Origin of the sequence: Chitinophaga sp. YR627, assembly GCF_900114995.1 — a bacterium.
In the GTDB taxonomy this organism is placed as follows: domain Bacteria; phylum Bacteroidota; class Bacteroidia; order Chitinophagales; family Chitinophagaceae; genus Chitinophaga.
The window spans coordinates 577,239-596,390 of the sequence record NZ_FOUX01000006.1 but is presented as its reverse complement, the minus strand read 5'-3'; the positions used below and the strand labels follow the sequence as shown (position 1 = coordinate 596,390).

General features: G+C 46.2%; 17 protein-coding genes. 10 read left to right on the top strand and 7 right to left on the bottom strand.

What is annotated here, in order from left to right; genetic code table 11:
* Positions 1–1,020 carry a retropepsin-like aspartic protease gene (locus BMZ72_RS31495; RefSeq protein WP_089814638.1) on the bottom strand — a complete coding sequence of 340 codons (1,020 nt, stop codon included), beginning with the start codon at positions 1,018–1,020 and terminating at the stop codon, positions 1–3.
* 198 nt (positions 1,021–1,218) lie between these two features.
* Between BMZ72_RS31495 and BMZ72_RS31490 the strand changes: the two genes are divergently transcribed.
* The 4 genes from BMZ72_RS31490 to BMZ72_RS31475 all read left to right on the top strand — a co-directional run bounded on the left by BMZ72_RS31490 (position 1,219) and on the right by BMZ72_RS31475 (position 6,631).
* Positions 1,219–3,225 carry a KUP/HAK/KT family potassium transporter gene (locus BMZ72_RS31490; protein ID WP_255373342.1) on the top strand — a complete coding sequence of 669 codons (2,007 nt, stop codon included), beginning with the start codon at positions 1,219–1,221 and terminating at the stop codon, positions 3,223–3,225.
* Between the two features lie 384 nt (positions 3,226–3,609).
* Positions 3,610–4,200 (top strand): Crp/Fnr family transcriptional regulator, encoded by a 591-nt coding sequence (locus BMZ72_RS31485; RefSeq protein ID WP_089814636.1) that lies wholly within the window; start codon positions 3,610–3,612, stop codon positions 4,198–4,200.
* A 133-nt stretch (positions 4,201–4,333) separates the two neighbouring features.
* A complete protein-coding gene (locus BMZ72_RS31480) occupies positions 4,334–5,500 on the top strand; it encodes an MFS transporter (RefSeq protein WP_089814634.1) in 1,167 nt (388 codons plus the stop codon).
* A 6-nt stretch (positions 5,501–5,506) separates the two neighbouring features.
* Positions 5,507–6,631, top strand: coding sequence for an FAD binding domain-containing protein (locus tag BMZ72_RS31475; RefSeq protein WP_089814632.1), 1,125 nt, complete (start codon positions 5,507–5,509; stop codon positions 6,629–6,631).
* A 75-nt stretch (positions 6,632–6,706) separates the two neighbouring features.
* On the opposite strand, the gene BMZ72_RS31470 is transcribed toward BMZ72_RS31475, so the two are convergent.
* The gene (locus BMZ72_RS31470; protein WP_089814630.1) at positions 6,707–8,104 is read right to left on the bottom strand and encodes a right-handed parallel beta-helix repeat-containing protein; all 1,398 of its coding nucleotides are present in this window, start codon (positions 8,102–8,104) and stop codon (positions 6,707–6,709) included.
* Between the two features lie 558 nt (positions 8,105–8,662).
* On the bottom strand, positions 8,663–9,391 hold the full coding sequence (locus BMZ72_RS31465) for a hypothetical protein (protein ID WP_089814628.1): 729 nt from the start codon (positions 9,389–9,391) through the stop codon (positions 8,663–8,665).
* A 261-nt stretch (positions 9,392–9,652) separates the two neighbouring features.
* On the opposite strand from BMZ72_RS31465, the gene BMZ72_RS31460 reads away from it, so the two are divergent.
* Positions 9,653–11,992 carry a sensor histidine kinase gene (locus tag BMZ72_RS31460; RefSeq protein ID WP_177222989.1) on the top strand — a complete coding sequence of 780 codons (2,340 nt, stop codon included), beginning with the start codon at positions 9,653–9,655 and terminating at the stop codon, positions 11,990–11,992.
* A 60-nt stretch (positions 11,993–12,052) separates the two neighbouring features.
* On the opposite strand, the gene BMZ72_RS31455 is transcribed toward BMZ72_RS31460, so the two are convergent.
* Positions 12,053–12,847 carry a penicillin-binding transpeptidase domain-containing protein gene (locus BMZ72_RS31455; RefSeq protein WP_089814623.1) on the bottom strand — a complete coding sequence of 265 codons (795 nt, stop codon included), beginning with the start codon at positions 12,845–12,847 and terminating at the stop codon, positions 12,053–12,055.
* Between the two features lie 67 nt (positions 12,848–12,914).
* Positions 12,915–13,673 carry an MBL fold metallo-hydrolase gene (locus BMZ72_RS31450; protein ID WP_089814621.1) on the bottom strand — a complete coding sequence of 253 codons (759 nt, stop codon included), beginning with the start codon at positions 13,671–13,673 and terminating at the stop codon, positions 12,915–12,917.
* A 95-nt stretch (positions 13,674–13,768) separates the two neighbouring features.
* On the opposite strand from BMZ72_RS31450, the gene BMZ72_RS31445 reads away from it, so the two are divergent.
* Complete coding sequence (locus BMZ72_RS31445) at positions 13,769–14,131, top strand: winged helix-turn-helix transcriptional regulator (protein WP_089814619.1); 363 nt, start codon at positions 13,769–13,771, stop codon at positions 14,129–14,131.
* Positions 14,132–14,170: 39 nt separating this feature from the next.
* On the opposite strand, the gene BMZ72_RS31440 is transcribed toward BMZ72_RS31445, so the two are convergent.
* Positions 14,171–14,374 (bottom strand): DUF3606 domain-containing protein, encoded by a 204-nt coding sequence (locus BMZ72_RS31440; RefSeq protein ID WP_089814617.1) that lies wholly within the window; start codon positions 14,372–14,374, stop codon positions 14,171–14,173.
* A 69-nt stretch (positions 14,375–14,443) separates the two neighbouring features.
* Between BMZ72_RS31440 and BMZ72_RS31435 the strand changes: the two genes are divergently transcribed.
* The 3 genes from BMZ72_RS31435 to BMZ72_RS31425 all read left to right on the top strand — a co-directional run bounded on the left by BMZ72_RS31435 (position 14,444) and on the right by BMZ72_RS31425 (position 17,746).
* Positions 14,444–15,109: an FAD-binding oxidoreductase gene (locus BMZ72_RS31435; protein ID WP_089814615.1), complete on the top strand. Its 666-nt coding sequence runs from the start codon at positions 14,444–14,446 to the stop codon at positions 15,107–15,109.
* Positions 15,110–15,239: 130 nt separating this feature from the next.
* Positions 15,240–15,791, top strand: a complete 552-nt coding sequence (locus tag BMZ72_RS31430; RefSeq protein ID WP_089814614.1) for a DNA-3-methyladenine glycosylase I — start codon at positions 15,240–15,242, stop codon at positions 15,789–15,791.
* 56 nt (positions 15,792–15,847) lie between these two features.
* Positions 15,848–17,746 (top strand): hypothetical protein, encoded by a 1,899-nt coding sequence (locus tag BMZ72_RS31425; protein ID WP_089814612.1) that lies wholly within the window; start codon positions 15,848–15,850, stop codon positions 17,744–17,746.
* Between the two features lie 75 nt (positions 17,747–17,821).
* On the opposite strand, the gene BMZ72_RS31420 is transcribed toward BMZ72_RS31425, so the two are convergent.
* Complete coding sequence (locus tag BMZ72_RS31420; RefSeq protein ID WP_089814609.1) at positions 17,822–18,343, bottom strand: DinB family protein; 522 nt, start codon at positions 18,341–18,343, stop codon at positions 17,822–17,824.
* Between the two features lie 209 nt (positions 18,344–18,552).
* Here BMZ72_RS31420 and BMZ72_RS31415 point away from each other — a divergent pair, with 209 nt between their 5' ends.
* A complete protein-coding gene (locus BMZ72_RS31415; RefSeq protein WP_089814607.1) occupies positions 18,553–19,149 on the top strand; it encodes an RNA polymerase sigma-70 factor in 597 nt (198 codons plus the stop codon).
* Positions 19,150–19,152 lie beyond the last annotated feature (3 nt).

The following is a 19,152-nucleotide window of genomic DNA, read 5'->3' as shown; positions in this document are numbered from 1 at the left end:
CTAGCGCTCCAATATCAGCAGTTCTTCCTGGTTGTCTACCGTCCACCGGCGGAACTTATTGAGGAAACTCTTGCCTAACAGGAATACATCTGCGTCCTTCGCCACACTGAGCATCATGTTATCCAGTGTATACTTGCCTATCTGCACATTATTCACCCGGTATATTTTGCAGTCAACCGTCTTACCATTTGCAATCGTATAAGTCCCGGTGCCCAGAAAATCTTTTGCTGAAAACACATTTTTCTCCATCATTTTTACCGCCAGGGAATCCGAGATCAGCAGATCTGTCGCACCACTGTCCAGCAGCCATATATACGTAAAAGGTCCCAGTTTCACCTTGAGTTTGGTCATAGCGTCTACCGTAATAACATGCACAGTATCTCTGTCTGGTCCATGTACATCTGCGGCGAGTGCTGCCGTCCAGCCGCTTGTCTGCGACACGTTTTTAACGGGCACCCTGCCGCAGCGATAAGCGATCTCATTATAAAGAAATGAGTTCGGATCAGACAGGTCGCTCCATTTCGAAGTGTTGATCTTTCGCTCCTTCATCGTCTTCACAGCGCAGTCGCAATAAGCATCGAGTCTTTTTTCATCAATGGAATCTTTTGCACTCTTTCTGATCCCTTCTTTCAGACTTTCTTTTACCGCAGCTATCTGTTGCGCGGTAAACAGCATGCTTTTGTCCCACACCCTGCCATAGCAATCCTGGGACATCTTTGCATAAAAAGAATCCTTCTCCATCAGCATCGACAGCGTAGCATTTCCATGTGCTTTCCTCAGTGCTTTCAGATCAGCGTCCGTATAGTGCCCATCCAGTTTACTGACGATACAGGCACAGATCTGCGCTGCCTCCGGTGTATTCTCTCCCCCTTTGATCCATTTCTTACATTCATTAAAAAAGACCCGCTTACTCGCCAGTGAAGTACCTTCCTTTGTATTGATAAACTCATCCTTGGGTACGGGTTGAGCAAAGCTATTGGCAGACAGGGATAATAAAAACAAAACAAATAAAACACGCATTACCTTTCAATTGAACGAAACAAAGATAAGACAGTCCGTATTCGTTTATGCGGATCTGTTTTAATTTTCAGTTAAGCCCTTCCGGTAACTCTTTTGGGGACCAGCACCCGTTCCCTGCGCACCTGCAGTGGCGACGCTCCTTTCATCGCTGGTATACCTGTTGAGCAGCCGGAGCACCAGGCCATATAATCCCTTAAAATGTACAATTACATTTCTTTCAACTATCTGAAATATTTCGATATTTGCAATATGAACAGCGATAAATCAGCACACCACAACCCCGACCAGTTCAAATGGGGTGGCGTATTATTAGCTTTAGGGATCGTATTCGGAGACCTCGGGACCTCTCCCTTATATACCTTCAAAGCCATCATCGGCGAAAGAGCCATATCAGAAACACTCGTACTTGGTGGCGTCTCAGCCGTCTTCTGGACCCTCTTTTTCCAGACGACCCTGAAATACGTATTCATCACCATGAAGGCAGACAATAATGGGGAAGGCGGTATCTTTTCCCTTTACGCCCTCATCCGCAGATATGGCAAATGGGTACTCTGGCCCGCTATCATCGGGGGTAGTTTCATGATCGCTGACAGTCTCATCACCCCGCCTATCTCGGTAACCTCCGCTATGGAAGGACTGCTGGTGCTCAACCCCGACATTCCCATCATGCCTTTTACCATCATCATACTCATCGTACTGTTCCTTTTCCAGCAATCAGGTACCAACCGTATCGGCGTGTTCTTCGGACCTGCCATGGTCATCTGGTTCAGTATGATCGCTATCCTGGGTGTTACCAACCTGGCGGGCAACTTTTATGTGCTGAAAGCCATCAATCCGATGTATGCTTACAGACTGGTAGTTGAATATCCCGGCGGACTCTGGGTACTCGGCGGTGTATTCCTCTGTACCACCGGCGCAGAAGCGCTCTATGCCGATATGGGACACGTAGGCCGTCGTAATATACAGGTGGCCTGGATCTTTATTAAAGTATCCCTCCTGCTTTGTTATTTTGGTGAAGCTGCCCTCCTGCTAAAATATAATGGTCAGCACCTGGATGCGGTGGATGCCTTCTACGGACTCGTTCCAAAGAAACTGCTCATACCCGTGATCGGGGTAGCCACTGCTGCCACTATCATCGCCAGTCAGGCTTTACTGTCCGGTACCTTTACACTGTTCAATGAAGCGATCCGCCTCAATGTGTGGCCACGCCTGCGGATCGAATTTCCTTCTGACATGCGCGGACAGGTATACGTTCCTACGGTCAACTGGTTACTGATGATCTCCTGTATCGCTATGGTGGTGCACTTTAAAAAGTCATCCAATATGGAAGCCGCCTTCGGTCTCTCTGTAACGCTGACCATGCTGATGACCACCATCCTCCTGACCGTTTATCTTTATACGCATAGAGTACCAAAACTCGTTGTGCTCTTTCTCTTCCTCCTTTTTGGATGGATCGAGATCACCTTCCTGGTGGCCAACCTCGATAAATTTGCACATGGTGGCTGGATCACCCTCCTGATAGGATTGCTGCTGATCAGTATCATGTATATCTGGCATGCCGGAAGACGTTTCAAAGCCAGATTCCGGACGCTGATCGATCTCAGAAAGTATATCCCAATTCTGAAGACACTGAGCAACGACAACGATATTCCCAAATACGCCACGCACCTGGTATACCTCACCATGGCAGAAACACCCGACAGTGTAGAAGAACGTGTCATTGACTCCATCCTGCACCATCAGCCGAAAAGAGCAGACCTCTACTGGTTCATACACGTAGACGTTGATGACAAACCTTACACCGCCAGCTACATATCGCATGTGATCGAAAAAGAAGAGATCATTCACATCCGGTTCAAACTTGGTTTCAGGGTCATGCCACGTATCAATATCCTGTTTAAGAAAGTGGTAGGTGAAATGAAGAAAACCGGTGAGATCAATATTCAGAATAAATATTTCGATCCGGAAACAGGTAATCTGCTGGGAGACTTCCGCTTTGTCATCCTGAAAAGCTTCCTCTCCGTGGAAAATAACCTGTCACTCTGGGATAATATCGTTATGAGATTACACTTCCTGCTGGATAATCTGAGTCTGCCGGATGACAAAGCATACGGTCTGGATAACAACAATGTAGTCATAGAACGTACACCGCTGATACTCGGAAAAACAGAGAACATTACCCTGAGACGAGAATTCGAAGGTTAAGGTCTTCTCAAGCTGAGAAAACCTTCTCATTTCGAGAAGCCGTTACGAAGGATGCCACTTCCGACACTATTGTAAATCAACAACATATAAACTTTCCATATGCAGGAGTACTTTTTGCTCCAGTATATGGAAAGTTTATATCATGAAAAACGACCCTTTCCCCCGTCTGAAATCCATTCACCTTTTATATGGCTTTTTCATTGCCATTTCCCTGATCACACTTGCCGCCCGCTTAATTCTCCGGTAAGCTTTACTGTTTGATGCAATACTCCGGGGAATATTTGCCATTATCCTCACTGCCCGGAGACAGCTACTATTTTATTGCTAATTTTAGTCCGCAGCCTACACTGCGGGACAACCAGATCGTTTATAAAATAGTATGCCATGTCGGATTACAGTAGCTTCAGAGAGCACGTGCTCAGCCGCATTCCCTTTACAGAAGAGGAATTGAATGAGTTCTGCAACAGCTTTAAAGCTGTCAGGATAAAGAAAAGACAGTTTATCGAGCAACCCGGCTTTCCCGCGAAACACAGATATTTTGTAGTGGAAGGCGCGTTCAGAGCCTATGTTATTGGGGATGAAGGACAGGAACATACCATACAGTTTGCCATTGAGGACTGGTGGATTTCCGATTATAACAGTTACATTTTCCAGCAACCGGCTACTATGTTCATCGTGGCGCTGGAAGACAGTCTGATACTGGAGATAGATTATGACACTGAACAACGCCTCAAAAACAGCAGGTATAAATTCGAGACATTCTTCCGGATACTGGCAGAAAATACAGCGGCTTATATGGCCCGCAGAGTGATCACCAATCTTACTAAAACTGCCGAACAACGCTACGAGATCTTCCTGGAAAAATATCCCAACATTGTACGCATAGTCCCCCAATACGCACTGGCTTCCTTCCTGGGCATGACGACAGAATACCTCTCAAAGCTGCGCCACAAAAGGATGGCGAAGAAAAGTTAATCCAGTTCAACCTGTTTTCTTAAACCAGTTAGCCTTTTTTTCCTGTTCCAGTTCATTGGAGAGGATGTGCAAAGATGCCAACTTTGTATTGTCTTTATGACAATCGATTCGGTAAGTAAACAAACACTTTACAATGGCATCTCTAACAAAAGCACAGGTCTTTATAATGGCTGCAACAGCGGGTATCAGCGTGGCAAATGTCTATTACAGCCAACCCATCCTCAATGCGATCGCACACACCTTTCAGATATCTACAGAAAAAGCAGGGATCATCTCTGTTTTAGGACAGGTCGGCTATGGTATAGGCCTCTTCTTCCTCACCCCCATTGGCGATATGATAGAGCGCAAACGCCTGATATTATATCTGCAGGCCGGTTTATTCATCTCACTGCTCTTAATGGCATTCTCTCCAACACTGCCTATGTTGTATGTGGGTAGTCTGCTGATCGGCGTCTTCTCCGTAGTGGCACAGGTTATACTCCCGATGGCGGCCAGTCTGGTAAAAGAAAACCGGGGTAAGATCGTCGGACAGATCTTCACCGGTATCCTGGTAGGCATTCTCGTTGCCCGTGTATTCAGTGGTTTTATCACCAACTGGCTGGGCTGGCAATATGTATATCTTCTCTCCGCCGTGATGGTATTCTTTACAGGTATCCTCATGCAGGCGGACTTTCCACCCATGCACGAACATTTCAATGGTACCTACACCGGACTACTTAAATCAACAGTAGACCAGTTACGGCGATTTCCACTTTTGAGACGAACAGCACTGACGGGTATGCTTGCCTTCGGTACACTGAGCGCCTTCTGGGTAACGCTGACATTCTATCTGAGTGAAGCGCCATTCAATTATTCCGCCTCTCTGATAGGTCTGTTTGGCTTACTGGCTGCTGCCGGCGCATTACTGGCGCCGCTGTTTGGTAAACTGGCAGACAAAGGCACACACTCCCGGTCACTGATTTTCTCTACCGGTCTCACACTCATCAGTATCCTTGTGCTGAAACTATTTCCGGGTTCTCTTACCGGTATCTGGCTGACGGTGATATTGCTGGACATAGGCGTACAGGCGACTCAGGTCACCAATATTGCTATCATTTATTCCCTGGACCATCTGGCCAATAGCAGGATCAACATGGTGTACATGACCAGCTATTTCGCAGGCGGTGCACTGGGCACCTATTTGTCTATTCTCTTATGGAATGCAGGAGGCTGGAGCTGGTCCACGTCCTTTATGATCTTCCTGGGGGCACTGGCCATCTTTAATGTTGTCAGCACACCCCGTATGCAAAAAACAAACTAACCGATCATGCAAATAATTGTTATAGGCGGCTCTATTGGCGGCCTCAGTGCAGGCATTGCCCTGATGCAACAAGGTTTCGACGTGGAAATATATGAACGCGCGGCAAAGGATATGAAAGACAGAGGGGCGGGTCTTGTCATACAACCGGAAATGATGGACTACCTGATGGAGCATCGTATAGCACCGAAAGACGTATTTGGCGTACCAGCCAGACAAAGACAGATCCTTGATGAAAACGGCGCTCCGGTGCTGAGATATCCGAATGATACACAGTTCACCTCCTGGAATTATCTCTGGCGGCAGCTCAAAGATTTCTTTCCTGCTGACAGGTATTTCTATGGTTATGAATTACAATCGACCGAACAACATCCACATGCAGTGACGGCCACATTCAGCAATGGAAAAAAGGTGACAGCGGAATTGCTCATCGGGGCTGACGGATATAATTCCGTCGTGAGAGGACAAATATATCCTGATGTGATACCGGCATACGCAGGATATGTCGCATACAGAGGATTGATTCCTGAACAGGAACTGACACTGGAAGAAGCTGCTTTCTTCTCTGATAAGTTCACGCTCTTTCCTTATGAGAACTCACATCTACTCTCTTATATGGTACCGGGGCCAGATGGTGAACTGAAGAAAGGGAAACGCCTGTACAACTGGGTATGGTACCTGAATAAGACACAAGCTGAACTGGAAAAATTAATGATCGATAAAAACGGACAGGAAAGACAGTTCACTGTACCGGCAGGCTGGATGAATGCAGAGAGTCTTACGACACTGCAGCAACTGGCAGATGAACAATTGCCGCCCATCCTGCGCGACCGCGTACAACAGACAGCACATCCTTTCGTACAGGTCATTTTTGATCTTGCCGTGCCAAAGATGTACCAGGACCGCATTGCTATAATGGGAGACGCGGCTTTTGTAGTCAGGCCTCATACTGCTTCCGGAACGGCGAAAGCTTACAGGGATGCGATTGTACTGGCAAATAGCCTGAATGATCACGAAGATATTGAAACGGCGCTCGCCTACTGGAACGGACAGCAAACCCGGTATGGGATGGCGATCGTCAATCACGGTAAACAACTGGCGGCCAGAAGCCGCTTAGGCCTGCAAATGGCATAAATGCATACCACTATCCATGAAAACAAGACGCCCACGGAATAATATCCATGGGCGTCATTACGCTAAGTGTGACAGTTATTTCTTTCTGTAACCGGCATTTCCCATCTGAGAACCTGCCAGTGGCAAATAGTAGTTATTGATGTCTACTTTTGCTGACTGTACAGTCGGGAATTTCTTATTCACCACGGAACCTGTACCCTCTGTAAAGACAGCGCCTGCTTCCGCATAGATGTAGTTTCTTACGGTAATGGTAGTGACACCATTGATAGGTCTGATAAACGCGTTGTTACTGATGATCTGTGCTGTTTTCATACCGGTGCTGCCATTCAGACGAAGGCTGTTTCCTTTTGTCCAGGCGATCGTATTGTTGGTGATCTTTACCACCGCATTTGCAGTACCTCTGATGCTCAGACCTTCACCCTGGTTTTTAGAGAACAGGTTGTTATTGATGATGTGCGTAGCACCGTTCTCACCGGAACCGTAGAACTGCAGCATTTCACCCCAGCCATCGTGTACCCAGTTGTCGTGTACGTTGGTATTGGTAGTACGGCCACCGATCAGGATACCACCATTGTGATAACTATCAGTCTGCAATGCCCAGTTGGTCACTTCATTGTTGTAGACTTCCAGCTGATCGATAGCGGCTGTCTGAATACCATCCAGTCCGATATCTTTACAGGTGTTGTTATAGATCTTCACATTACGCCAGATCACAGGCTGTACATACTGGTGACCGCTGGTCATTGCAGAAGTAGAACCATAATATGGCGCATTCGCTGTCAGATCCCAGTAAGTAGCGGTATGACCGATATACATCGCCTCATTGGTCGTGTTTTTGATCAGTACATCATGGATCTTAAGGTTCATCATGGTTGTATTTGGATAAGCCGTGCTTGCATCTCCTTTCACCGGATCTGTCTTCGCAACGATACCATTACCACCGTTCTGAATCGTCAGATTGGATACTTCAATGTTATCTGTTTTGTTACCCAGCTGAAGATCATAATAAGATGCTTTTGCAGCTGCGGTAGAACCGCTGATGATAACGGATGACTGACCTGATTGTCCGCCGAAACGAATGTAATGACAGTTCCAGAATACACAGGCAACACCGTATGCACCACCGTTCCAGGCAGGGTTACCAATCGTTACAGTATTACCTGCGAGATTGCGTACCACAATTGGCGCAGAAGCACTACCGCTCATGTTAGAGATCTGCAATACTTTAATTGTCCCTTTAAGATTGATGATGTCTCCTGCTTTGTAAGTACCGGCAGAATTGTCAATTGCCAGTCGGCCGGTAGCATCCGGCAGCAATGTAAATTCTCTTCCGGTAGCTGTTGCTGTAACAGCAAGGTCACTGTCGGCATTTAATTTTTCCTGAATTGCTTCTTCTTTTTTGCAGCTTGTAGACAAGGCAAGGATAGACGCGCAAAGCAATGCCTGCGCCAGGTAGGTGCGGTTCTTCTTCATGTTGTAGTTTAAAAGATATGGTTAAAATTTTCTCGCGTCGCAAATATAGAAAACGCAAGGTGATTCTGTAATAAAAAATTTATTAACCAGGATATGAATTGGTTAAAGCGTTTATGTTAACGAAATATTCGGGTCATATATTTATTCTATCGGTCAGTACATGTACGTGTAACATTTACACTAAAAAAATGCCGGAATGCCGCCACCGTGGCGAATATCTGAAAATCAACAAATTATGTAGTTTCCAACGGACCTGGCCATTCCATGCATTGGAATTTCCTTCCAGAATGTGGAAAAATATTTTTTCATGCGTTCGCTATCTCATGTGTGTACGCGAACTCATCCTGCCTCATATAAGTATCAGATAAACATATTGGACACTTGCTTAAATCTAGCCATGGTAGCAGATTACAGACTTCAACACGACTAATTTGTACTATAACTGAAACGAATAATTACATATAATAGCAAGCGGAACTATAACATCATTAGCAAAAAAAAGAAATAAAAAAGCTGCCGGTATTCCTACACGGCAGCTTCATAGTATGACACTACGTTTTATTTCCTCTCTAATGCAAGTCTTGCACGTTGCACCAGTATCGTATCTCCCGCATCCATCGATGCAGAGAGTTCCGGATTTACAAAATTCAGCATCGGATAATCCTGCGATAACTTAAAACAGGTGATCGTCGCAGGCATACCAAATACATATTCTATGTGCGTGTTGATCGCCATGAAGTATAATGTGGGCAGATAATACTTACCGTTTTTGATGACGATCGGATAGGTTTTATGGTATGTCGTACAGTTACCGGCGGGACAGTTACTCAGTGGAGTAATCTTCGCTACTTTGTCATGCGCCACATCGCAGGGAGCAGTTCCTGCTTTTGGTACATCCGTTGCGTCTATCTCTTCCAGGACCATACTCGTATCTGTTTTGCTGATGATACGGGTCAGCCTCGTATTGAAGCGAACTTTGTTATCAGGCAGAAAATCTACAGCAATGGCGATGTCGAGATCAGTGGCAGTCGTCTGATTCCAGTAGAAATGCTTCCTTAACGAAGACTGCGTATCGGGCAGATGAATGTCGAGGAATTGCTTAATGGTCTCCGGATCATATACAATATCTGTTTTCGTGTAAAGCGCCAGGTCCTGTATTTCGAGGGTCGCGCCGGATTGGTAATGTGTTTGTACATCATCTCCGAAAGCGTTTGTTTGTTTATCTTTTGAGCAGGCGAAGCATAATAAAGTAAGGGAAAACAGTGAAAATAAAGCCTTTGTGTTCATTTGTTGCGTGTTGTGTTGTTAATAATGAAAAACATGGTTTATACTAAGACACGCCAACTTCCATTTACCCCTATCGGACTCTTCTATTTATCTTGTGCAGCTATTTCCCTGAAACGCCGGATCATTTTGTATTTTGCCCTCACAAACCAAAATCCCACCATGTACCGACACATACTTTTTTGCTGGCTATTGTTATTGCCATGCACTGTACTGAACGCACAACTTTTGCATAATCAGTTCCCTCCCTCCTATAACACGGATATGCAAAGGTTACTGCTGCTGTCTACGGGGAACTACCTGTATGGTATTTCTCAGGGGCAGCTGGACCGGGACAGTGCTTTACTTTTTGTAACGGGCACTTATAATGTCAGCAGGTTAATGCCCTATAATGAGGGATATAAAACAGGCAGTGACTATCCCGGACAGGCGCTGATAGATGCAGGCAGGATAGCCGAAGCCACCAGTCTTGTACATACAATGAAAGGCACCGCCAGGCTACAGTTACTGGCAGAACTGAGCAACTATTATCTGCACCGGCCGGGTAGTGAGCCTGCTGATCTTGAAGAAGCGGGTACATTTATGCGGCAATTACAACAGGAAAGTCAGGCGTCAGGCGATAATTTCTGGCTGTTACAGAGTTACTGGCTGTTAGGAACACTCTATGCTGATATGGGGGATATCGCCAAAAGTCAACCTTATTTCAGTCAGGCGGTAGCGCTCTGCAGAAAATCAGGCGAGAAACGATCGCTGGTGCGTTCTCTCATATACCAGGCCAACGGATTACCAGTAGGCACCCCGCAGAAGGAAAACTACTTCCGGGAAGCGTTTAAGATCGCAGGAGATAATAAATGGGGCATGCTGGAATACAACCTTATGCATCACACGATACTGGAGCATTTACGTACGAACCCTCCTGTCGTGGAAAAGGAAATGATGGACGCACTGGCGAAGGAGAAAGAGATCGGATATCTTCATCATCAATACTCCTATAGTAATATCTCCTATATGCATGGACTTCGGGGCGATGCCATAAAAGGCGTCAGATACGCGGACCTCGCGGTACAGGCAATGGAGGCAACAAAAGATACGGCCTTTTCAACAGTTATCTGCATGCGCCTGGCACAAATGTTCAACAATGCCGGCGAAGTAAAAATGTCTTACCTGTGGAATGACCGGGCGCTGAGTATACCACTGACAAAAGAAACACAGATATTATGGTATAAAAGTTTTCTGGCCAAAGTATCGTTGCTCCGGCGCGAAAATCAACCATTGGAAGCGCTCAAGTTAATAGACAAATTCAATCATCAGTACCCTCCGGAAACAGTGTTCAATAAAATGATGCTGAGCATTCAGGCCGCCGGTGCATATGAGGAATCCGGTAACATGCAAAAGGCACTGGAACAATATCTGCTGTTCCTGGAAAATGTAAAAAACTTCCCTCCACAGTTCGTCTATGCGGAAACATTAACTGCATATAGTGCAGTAGCCAGATTTTATCTTATAACCGGCCACTTTGACCTTGCCCGCAAATATGCCTCTCTTACACTGGAGCATCCCATTGGTAAAATATCAGCACCTGATCTTGCAGCCACCTATAATCTGTTGTACAGAATTGATTCTTCCACCGGCAACTACCTCTCGGCATTAAAACACATGCATCAGTATATGTACTACCGGGATTCTGTATTCAGTATTTCCCAACGGAAGGCAATGGACGGCATGATCATCAAATATGAAACACAAAAGAAAGACCAGGATATCCGTCTCCTGAAACAGGACACTCAGTTGCAGAAGGCCAAACTGTCCCGCTCTGCGATGGTGGGTAAAATTACTTTAGGCAGCATTGCACTGTTGCTCGTAATTGTAGGCCTCCTATACAACCAGTACCGTATCAAGCGAAAAGCCAGTCAGGATGCCCTGACCAGGAACATTGCATTACAACAGCTGGTAGAGGAGAAAGAGTGGCTTCTGCGGGAGGTACACCATCGTGTAAAGAACAATCTTCAGACGATCGTGAGTCTTCTGGAATCACAGTCTGCTTATCTGCAGAATGAAGCCTTACTGGCCATACAGGAAAGTCAGAACAGGATCTATGCTATGTCGCTGATCCACCAGAAGCTGTACCACGATGAGAACGTCTCTTCTGTCAATATGGGCGTTTACCTGCCTGAACTGGTGCAGTACCTGCGACTGAGCTACAATGTTAAAAACAACTTACTGTTCAATGTGCAGGTACATGACGTGGAACTGGACGTATCTCAGGCGATCCCTTTAGGACTGATCGTTAACGAGGCGGTTACCAATGCGATCAAATATGCCTTCCCGGTACCGCAGACAGGCAATAGCATCAGCATTTCATTACTCACCAATAATGAACGCGCTCAGCTGACGATAAAAGATAATGGGATTGGTATATCAAAGGAGACTATGGAGGGTAAGATACGCGGACTGGGCTTAAAACTTATCCGCGGACTGGCAAATGATATAGACGGAGAACTCCTGCTAAAAAATGATGGAGGCGCATCCATTGCGATCTCATTTGAAATAAGTCAGCCGTTACACAGTGTTGCGGGCAATACTTCCGCTGCTGCCACGGCATAAGATGATGTTAGTGTATCTAATCGCCTCAGCAGTCAATGGAGGCGATCAGGTACACTGATATCAATAACCTAATTGTCGCAATACTTCCAGCGTGATCTTCTTGCGGCAGGCGCCAAAATCAGGATTAGGTTCACTTCTCCGCTTAATGATCCGGGTAGCAAAGAAAATAGTCTCCGTTCCTTTTGTCTCATAGCCTACCCACCAGCCGATATCATTCCCATCTACCCTTGTCCAGCCGGTTTTGGAACGTATGACATGTCCGTCAGCTTCCTCAGTTATCATTACCCGTTTCAGTATATCGATGTTGCGCTGAGAGAAAGGCAGTTTGTTATCAAATACCTTTACTAAAAACGCCACCTGATTCTGTGGGGATATGCCGAAGTTGCCAAAATTCCAGAAGTCCGCCCCTTTTTCTGAAAGATCATCATTGCCATAGTGGCATCGCTCCAGGTAAGTGCGATAGCGCTTACGGCCTACCTTTTTTGCCAGTTCGATAAACACCCAACCTGCTGATACCTGAAAAGCCTCTTTAACGGTCATGTCATGATAGATATCCGGGCGATAGCCATATAGGACGGTATCTGTCGAACCAACCCAGCGTACCACTTCATTTTCATCTTTTATGACACCGGTTTCCAGTGCGATCAGGAGATTGATCACCTTAAAGGTGGATGCCGGTTGGGTCGTTTTTAATGCGTCGGCACTATCGCTGTACAACCACTGTTGTTTGTTATAGTCATACAGGGTAATACTGCCTTTTACTTTACAATCCAGGAAAGGCTGACGCAGGTTTATCTGACCATAAGTCCTGGAAAGGGTTAACAGACACAAAAGAATAACGGGAAAGTATCTCATAAACGGGTTTGCTTTACGCCGCCCAATTTTTGAAATATTTCCCGTATAACAAAACTTTTATTGTGCTCTAGAACAGGAACGCACCATCTTCCGGTACAAAGCACCTGTGTGCCAGCTGATGGTCCTGCACAGCTTTCCGGATATCCTCACGGGATTGTTTGCCATGATTGACTGCTTCCAGGTGTACGACCCATACACTGGCAGCGGGTGCGTAATTACATACCTGTAAGATATCCGGGATATCCATTACGATAGCATCTCCTTCTGCAAAGCGTGCGCCGCCACCGTTGACAATGATCTTGGTTGGCTGGTATTTATCCAGTGCCTGTTGCACGTCGTCACACCAGATGGTATCTCCGGCGATGTACACCGCCTCTGAACCATCACTGATCACATAGCCGGATACGATGCCCATTCTTTCACCTATTTGTCCGGTGCCATGTTGTCCGCTAGTACGGCTGATCTTTATGCCTTCCCAGGTCAGTTCATCAGCAACGGGCCTTACATGAGTATACCCCTGTTCCCGGATGGTAGCCTCATTCGCAGGTTGACATAAGACTGGTATGTGTTTAGGTAATAGTTCGCGGGCCTTCTCATCCCAGTGATCCGGATGGATATGCGTCAGTAAAACGGCATCAGTATGTGCAATGAGGTCAGCTAACTGCTGTTCACTCAGCGGAAGATCTACAAGTGGGTTCCGGCGGTCGTTGCCGGTAAAGTCAAATGCGTTATACGTTTCTTTAGGCGCTAAATACGGATCAACCAGGAGTGTCTTTTCCCCGATTGTCAGTACCAGTGAAGCATTTCTCAGTAATTGTACTTTCATGATATTCGTTTAATTTTGACGGCACGAAGATGAGGGAACTGCTTCGGAATCTAATGAAGGTAACTTTTAAGTAACCTGTTTACCTTTCTGTAACCATGGACTATAACGAATTTAAATATTGCGGTCTGAATGTGGCGCTGGGTGTATTATCCGGCAAGTGGAAACCGGTGATCCTCTTTTATCTCTTCCACCAGGAAGAGATCAGGTTTACAGAGTTGTGGCGGGCTATTCCCAAAGTGGCGAAGAAGGTACTGCTGGAACAGCTGCGGCAGATGGAACAGGACGAGTTGATCATCCGGGACGAAAAGAACGGCTTTCCACCGGAAGTATGGTACCGTATTTCCGAAAAGGGTAAGGCATTAGGACCGGCGCTGGCAGCACTGGAATCATGGGCAAACGAACATGCGGCGGAAAAGGTGGACATGTTAAAAACCCGGCGGAAGGTCACCTTGCGTTAGTCGCCGGGAAGATATATCATACCGCCCGGAGGGCGGCGCTTATACTTCGTTGGTATCGTCTATTTCTGTGTGGTTACGGCGTATAAATTCTCTTACCCTTACCGGATCATCTCCCACTATTTCAACAGCGGCCAGTATTTCCTGCGATGATACCCCCAGTTCATCCGCCAGGTCTGCGATCACAAAAGGCTGCTGGTGTGCACCATTGTTACCTGCATCTCCCTGGAACTCATGTTTTTCCATATTATTTGTTTACATTGCTAAGAGCATAAAACATGCCACGGGTTGTTACCGTCCAATAAAATTGATCTTATGGAAGCTATCGTTAAAATACTATCCGCAGAATACGTTACCCATGACGTAAGGAGATTCAGACTCGAGAAACCGGAAGACTACACCTTTACGCCCGGCCAGGCAACTGAGCTGTCTATCAATAAAGAAGACTGGAAAGACAAAAGAAATCCATTCACCTTTACCGCGCTAACAGATGCGCCCTATCTGGAGTTTACCATCAAGATCTATCCGGACCATCAGGGTGTCACACATCAGCTTAGTCTGCTGAATCCAGGGGATGAACTGATCCTGCGTGAATCCTGGGGAGCTATTGAATACAAAGGCCCGGGCTATTTCATCGCAGGTGGTGCTGGTATCACACCTTTTATTGCGATCTTCCGGCACCTGTATACAACAGGTAAAGCCCGGGATAATAAACTCTTTTTCTCCAATAAAACGGATGAAGACATTATCCTGGCGGAAGAACTGAAAAATATCCTGGGGGATAATGCCCATTTTACAGTTACCCGGCAGAAAGACAGTCAACATGATCAGCGCCGGATAGACAGTGATTTTCTGAAAGCAGAGATTAAAGATTTCAGTAAACATTTTTACATCTGTGGTCCTGACGAGATGGTACAGGAACTGACAGCGACACTGGAACAACTGGGCGCGCATGCAGATGCGCTGGTGTTTGAGAAATAGTGTCTGCCGGAAAGGACACAGGATTTACCAGTATGGATACATATAAATGGATTGCTGTCGTCAATTTTACAGGGAATAAATAAGTACCTTGGACGCCTCATCCTGAGAGGATGATTAATACAGCACAGATATGTCATATTGCAGCGCTATCGAATTCATGTCAGCAGAAAAGAAAGCTATTCATAAAGCTTATCATGATGAACACTACGGCTTTCCCATCCATGATGATAACGAGTTATTCTGCCGCCTGATCATGGAGATCAACCAGGCAGGTCTCAGCTGGGAAACCATTCTCCGGAAAGAAGCAGGTTTCCGGAAAGCTTACAGCAATTTCAACATCAAAAAAGTAGCCGCCTATACGGAAGCTGACCGTGAAAGACTCATGGCAGACCCGAATATTATCAGGAACCGGCTGAAGATCAACGCGGCCATCGAAAACGCCAAAACGATCCTGCAATTGCAGAAAGAATACGGTTCTTTTGAGAAATGGCTGGAGGCGCATCATCCCAGGACCAAAGAAGAATGGGTGAAGTTGTTTAAGAAGACGTTCAAATTCACCGGTGGTGAGATTGTGAATGAATTCCTGATGAGTATCGGTATGCTGCCAGGCGCACACCACAGCACCTGTGAGATCTACAAAAAGGTGGTAAAAGCCAAACCGCTCTGGGCGGTCAAACAATAACCCTGACTTTATAGCGAAGATTTCATACTTTGTCGGAAGGATTCCATCTTACGACTATGAACAACGCCTCCAGAAGACATTTTATTAAACAAAGCGCCGCAGGCTTACTCGGTGCTTTGTATACCACCCAGGGATTACCGCTTCCCGCTTTCGCACAACACGAATTACAGTCGCTTTGCCAGGAACTGGTCCGTACCTGGGGCCAGCGTTTATTAAGTCTGCAGATTACAGACAAGAACGACCCTAATTACGGTACGCTGATCTATCCGCCTGAGAACATCATACATGGCAGAATGGGAGACTGCATCTACCCGTTCCTGCACCTGGCAACTACAACCCAGGATCATCGCTACGCAGATGCGGCAGTATTGCTTTACCGCTGGATGGAACGGACGGTTAGCCAGGAAGACGGTTCATGGTTAAACGAACCAGAGAAAGGCGCCTGGAAGGGAACTACAGTGTTCTCCGCCATTGCCCTGGCAGAAGCGCTTAAACATCATGGTGCTTTACTGGACACATCCCTGAAACAGGAAATGACTGCCCGGCTAAAGAAAAGCGGTGACTTTATCTATAACAACTTCACCATCGATTACGGTAATATCAACTATCCCGTTACGGCGACCTATTGCCTGTCTTTACTTGGCGAGTTGCTGGATGAAAAGCGATTCAGCGAAAAGGGAAGATTGCTGGCACGTAAGGCGCTGTCATTTATTACGCCGAAAGACAAACTATTATCCGGTGAAGGCGGACCTTATTATAGTAAAAGTCCGAAGGGCTGTCTTTCTGTGGACCTTGGCTACAATGTAGAAGAGTCTTTACCGTCACTGGTACTATATGCTAAACTCACGAATGACGACGTTGTCTTACAGGCTGTCCAGGAGTTGTTATCCGCACACCTGGCCTTTATGTTACCAGATGGCGGCTGGGATAACAGCTGGGGGACCCGTAATTACAAATGGACCTATTGGGGTAGCAGGACATCTGATGGTTGTCAGCCGGCATATGCGCTGATGGCCGATAGTGTGCCGGAGTTCTACAAGGCAGCTGTTCTGAACACCCAACTCCTTCAATCCTGTACACATGATGGTCTGCTACATGGCGGTCTGCATTATTCTTCGCACAACGCGCCTGTCAGTCTGCATCACACGTTCTGTCATATCAAAGCACTGGCAACGATCCTGGACCATGGTATTCCAACACCCCCGAGGACGTTCGCCAAAGTCACCCTGCCACGCGAACAGGCTTATGGCAGTAAGTACTTTGCAGACATACAGACAGGACTGATCGCTGTGGGTAAGTTCAGGGGTACTGTTACGGCTTACGACAGGGATTACAAGGATTTCAAGGGAGGGCATGCTTCCGGCGGAGCGCTGTCAATGTTATGGCATGAAAAGGCGGGTATTATACTGGCAGCCAGTATGAACGAATACCAGTTATATGAAGCGGGGAATATGCAGCCTGATACGGATCCTTTGTCTGTTTGTCTGACGCCACGTATTGAGTTGAAGGAAGAAGGTAAGACCTTTATGAATATTCAGGATTTCGCGGCCAGGATGGCTATTGATGATAAAGAGGGAGAAGTGGTGGTACAAACCAGTGCTTCTCTGGTTGATAAAGATCAGCAGTCCCCGGCTTCAGGAGAGATCACCTGTACGACCAGCTGGCGCTTTTCCAAAGACAGGATCACGCTGCGCTTTAAACATAATGGCGGTGAACAGCTGGGGGTACGCATCATGATACCTTTCATTTCACCTGCGACAGAAGAATTTCGCATTATAAAGCCGGAAATGGCAGAGATATCCAAAACGGACGCACAGGTACGTCTGAAGGCAGATAAGCCTTTAAATGTGCTCCCAATGACGGGTAAAAGGGTATTTAACTATGTTCCCGGACTGGAAGCGATACCGTTTTACAGTACTGCCGGTGACCTGGAGGTAGTTATCACTGTGTCTTAATGTAGCATGAGGGGTAGAAAGAAACACGTCAATCATACCGGCGATGCATGACATCACCGGTATGATTATAAAGTATTATGCATTTTCTTTCTTCTTCAGGAAGATCAGCTGTCCCATGTGATAACCGGCATGTACGGTACGGCTTACCAGTACATTCAGTTTATTACGGTTAGGTTCTTTTGCAAAATCTTCTTCGGATACGCTCATGTGTCTTGATAACCAGTCCTGCGCGGTCATCTTGCTAAAATGTTCCGTCAGTGTGTTATTTACTTTCTCCCAATATGTTCTCAACTCTGCCATAGACGGAATCTCGTCAAAAGTTCTGTCAGGGTTTCTGCTGAACAGTGTTTCCAGCTGAGGATACAGTCTTTCTCCTAATCCGAACAGTGGTAACAATCCGTCGTTGGTAGACGTCAGGTGTCCCAGCAGATAGATAGCCCGGCTTCTTCCTGGCGCTACTTCGTCCATATAATCTTCGTCGGCATATTTAGCAAAGAACGCTGTAACTCTCTTATTCTGAGAATCCCAGGTATGCAGCAGTTGTCCGATGATCTGTTCAGTCTGCGTTATCGCGATATTTTCCGTTTGTGTGCTCATGGTGGTATGTTTTCCTGAGCAAAGATATATGATAAATTGATCAACATAAATATTTCGATTAGTTATATAAAAAAGAGACTTTACCGTCCAGATAAAGTCTCTCATATAAAAAGCCCGGAGGCGGATGTATGCTGTTCTACTATTAACAGTCCCCTTAACCTTAATTTAATATGATATGCTTTTACCAAACTCTATATTTGAGCGTCATTATGGATGTTGTTCAGGATACAGACAAACTACTGCTCACTGCTTTAAAAAAGGGCGATGAACTCGCCTTCAGTGTCTTATACGACCGATACTGGGCAGAATTATATACCATGTGCTACCGCAGGATCGGTGATGAAGATGCTGCAAAAGACATTGTACAGAATATATTTGTCAATCTCTGGACCTCCCGTAAAGAGATCCTGATAGAAAATACCCTGGCCCCTTATCTCAACAGGGCCGTCCGCAACAGAACCATCAGCTTCTACAAAAAGAATATGGCCAGCATGAGCCGGGACGCACAGTTTCAGCACGAACAGGTACAGTATGCACCTGATTCCAGTCTGGACGCCAAAGAGCTCGAAGCGGTCATTAATGATGAAATAGCCAGCATGTCAGATACCATGCGAAAGGCTTTTGTATTAAGTCGTCAGGAAAATAAGTCCATCCGCGAAATAGCGACAGAGCTCTCCCTCTCTGAACAGACTATTAAGAACAATATCTCTCAGGCGCTCGACAGACTGAGAAAAAAGACACAATCCTTCTACGCAGAACCAGCCAACATTCTCGGCGTCCTCATTATCCTGTTAACAAAACCGTAACCT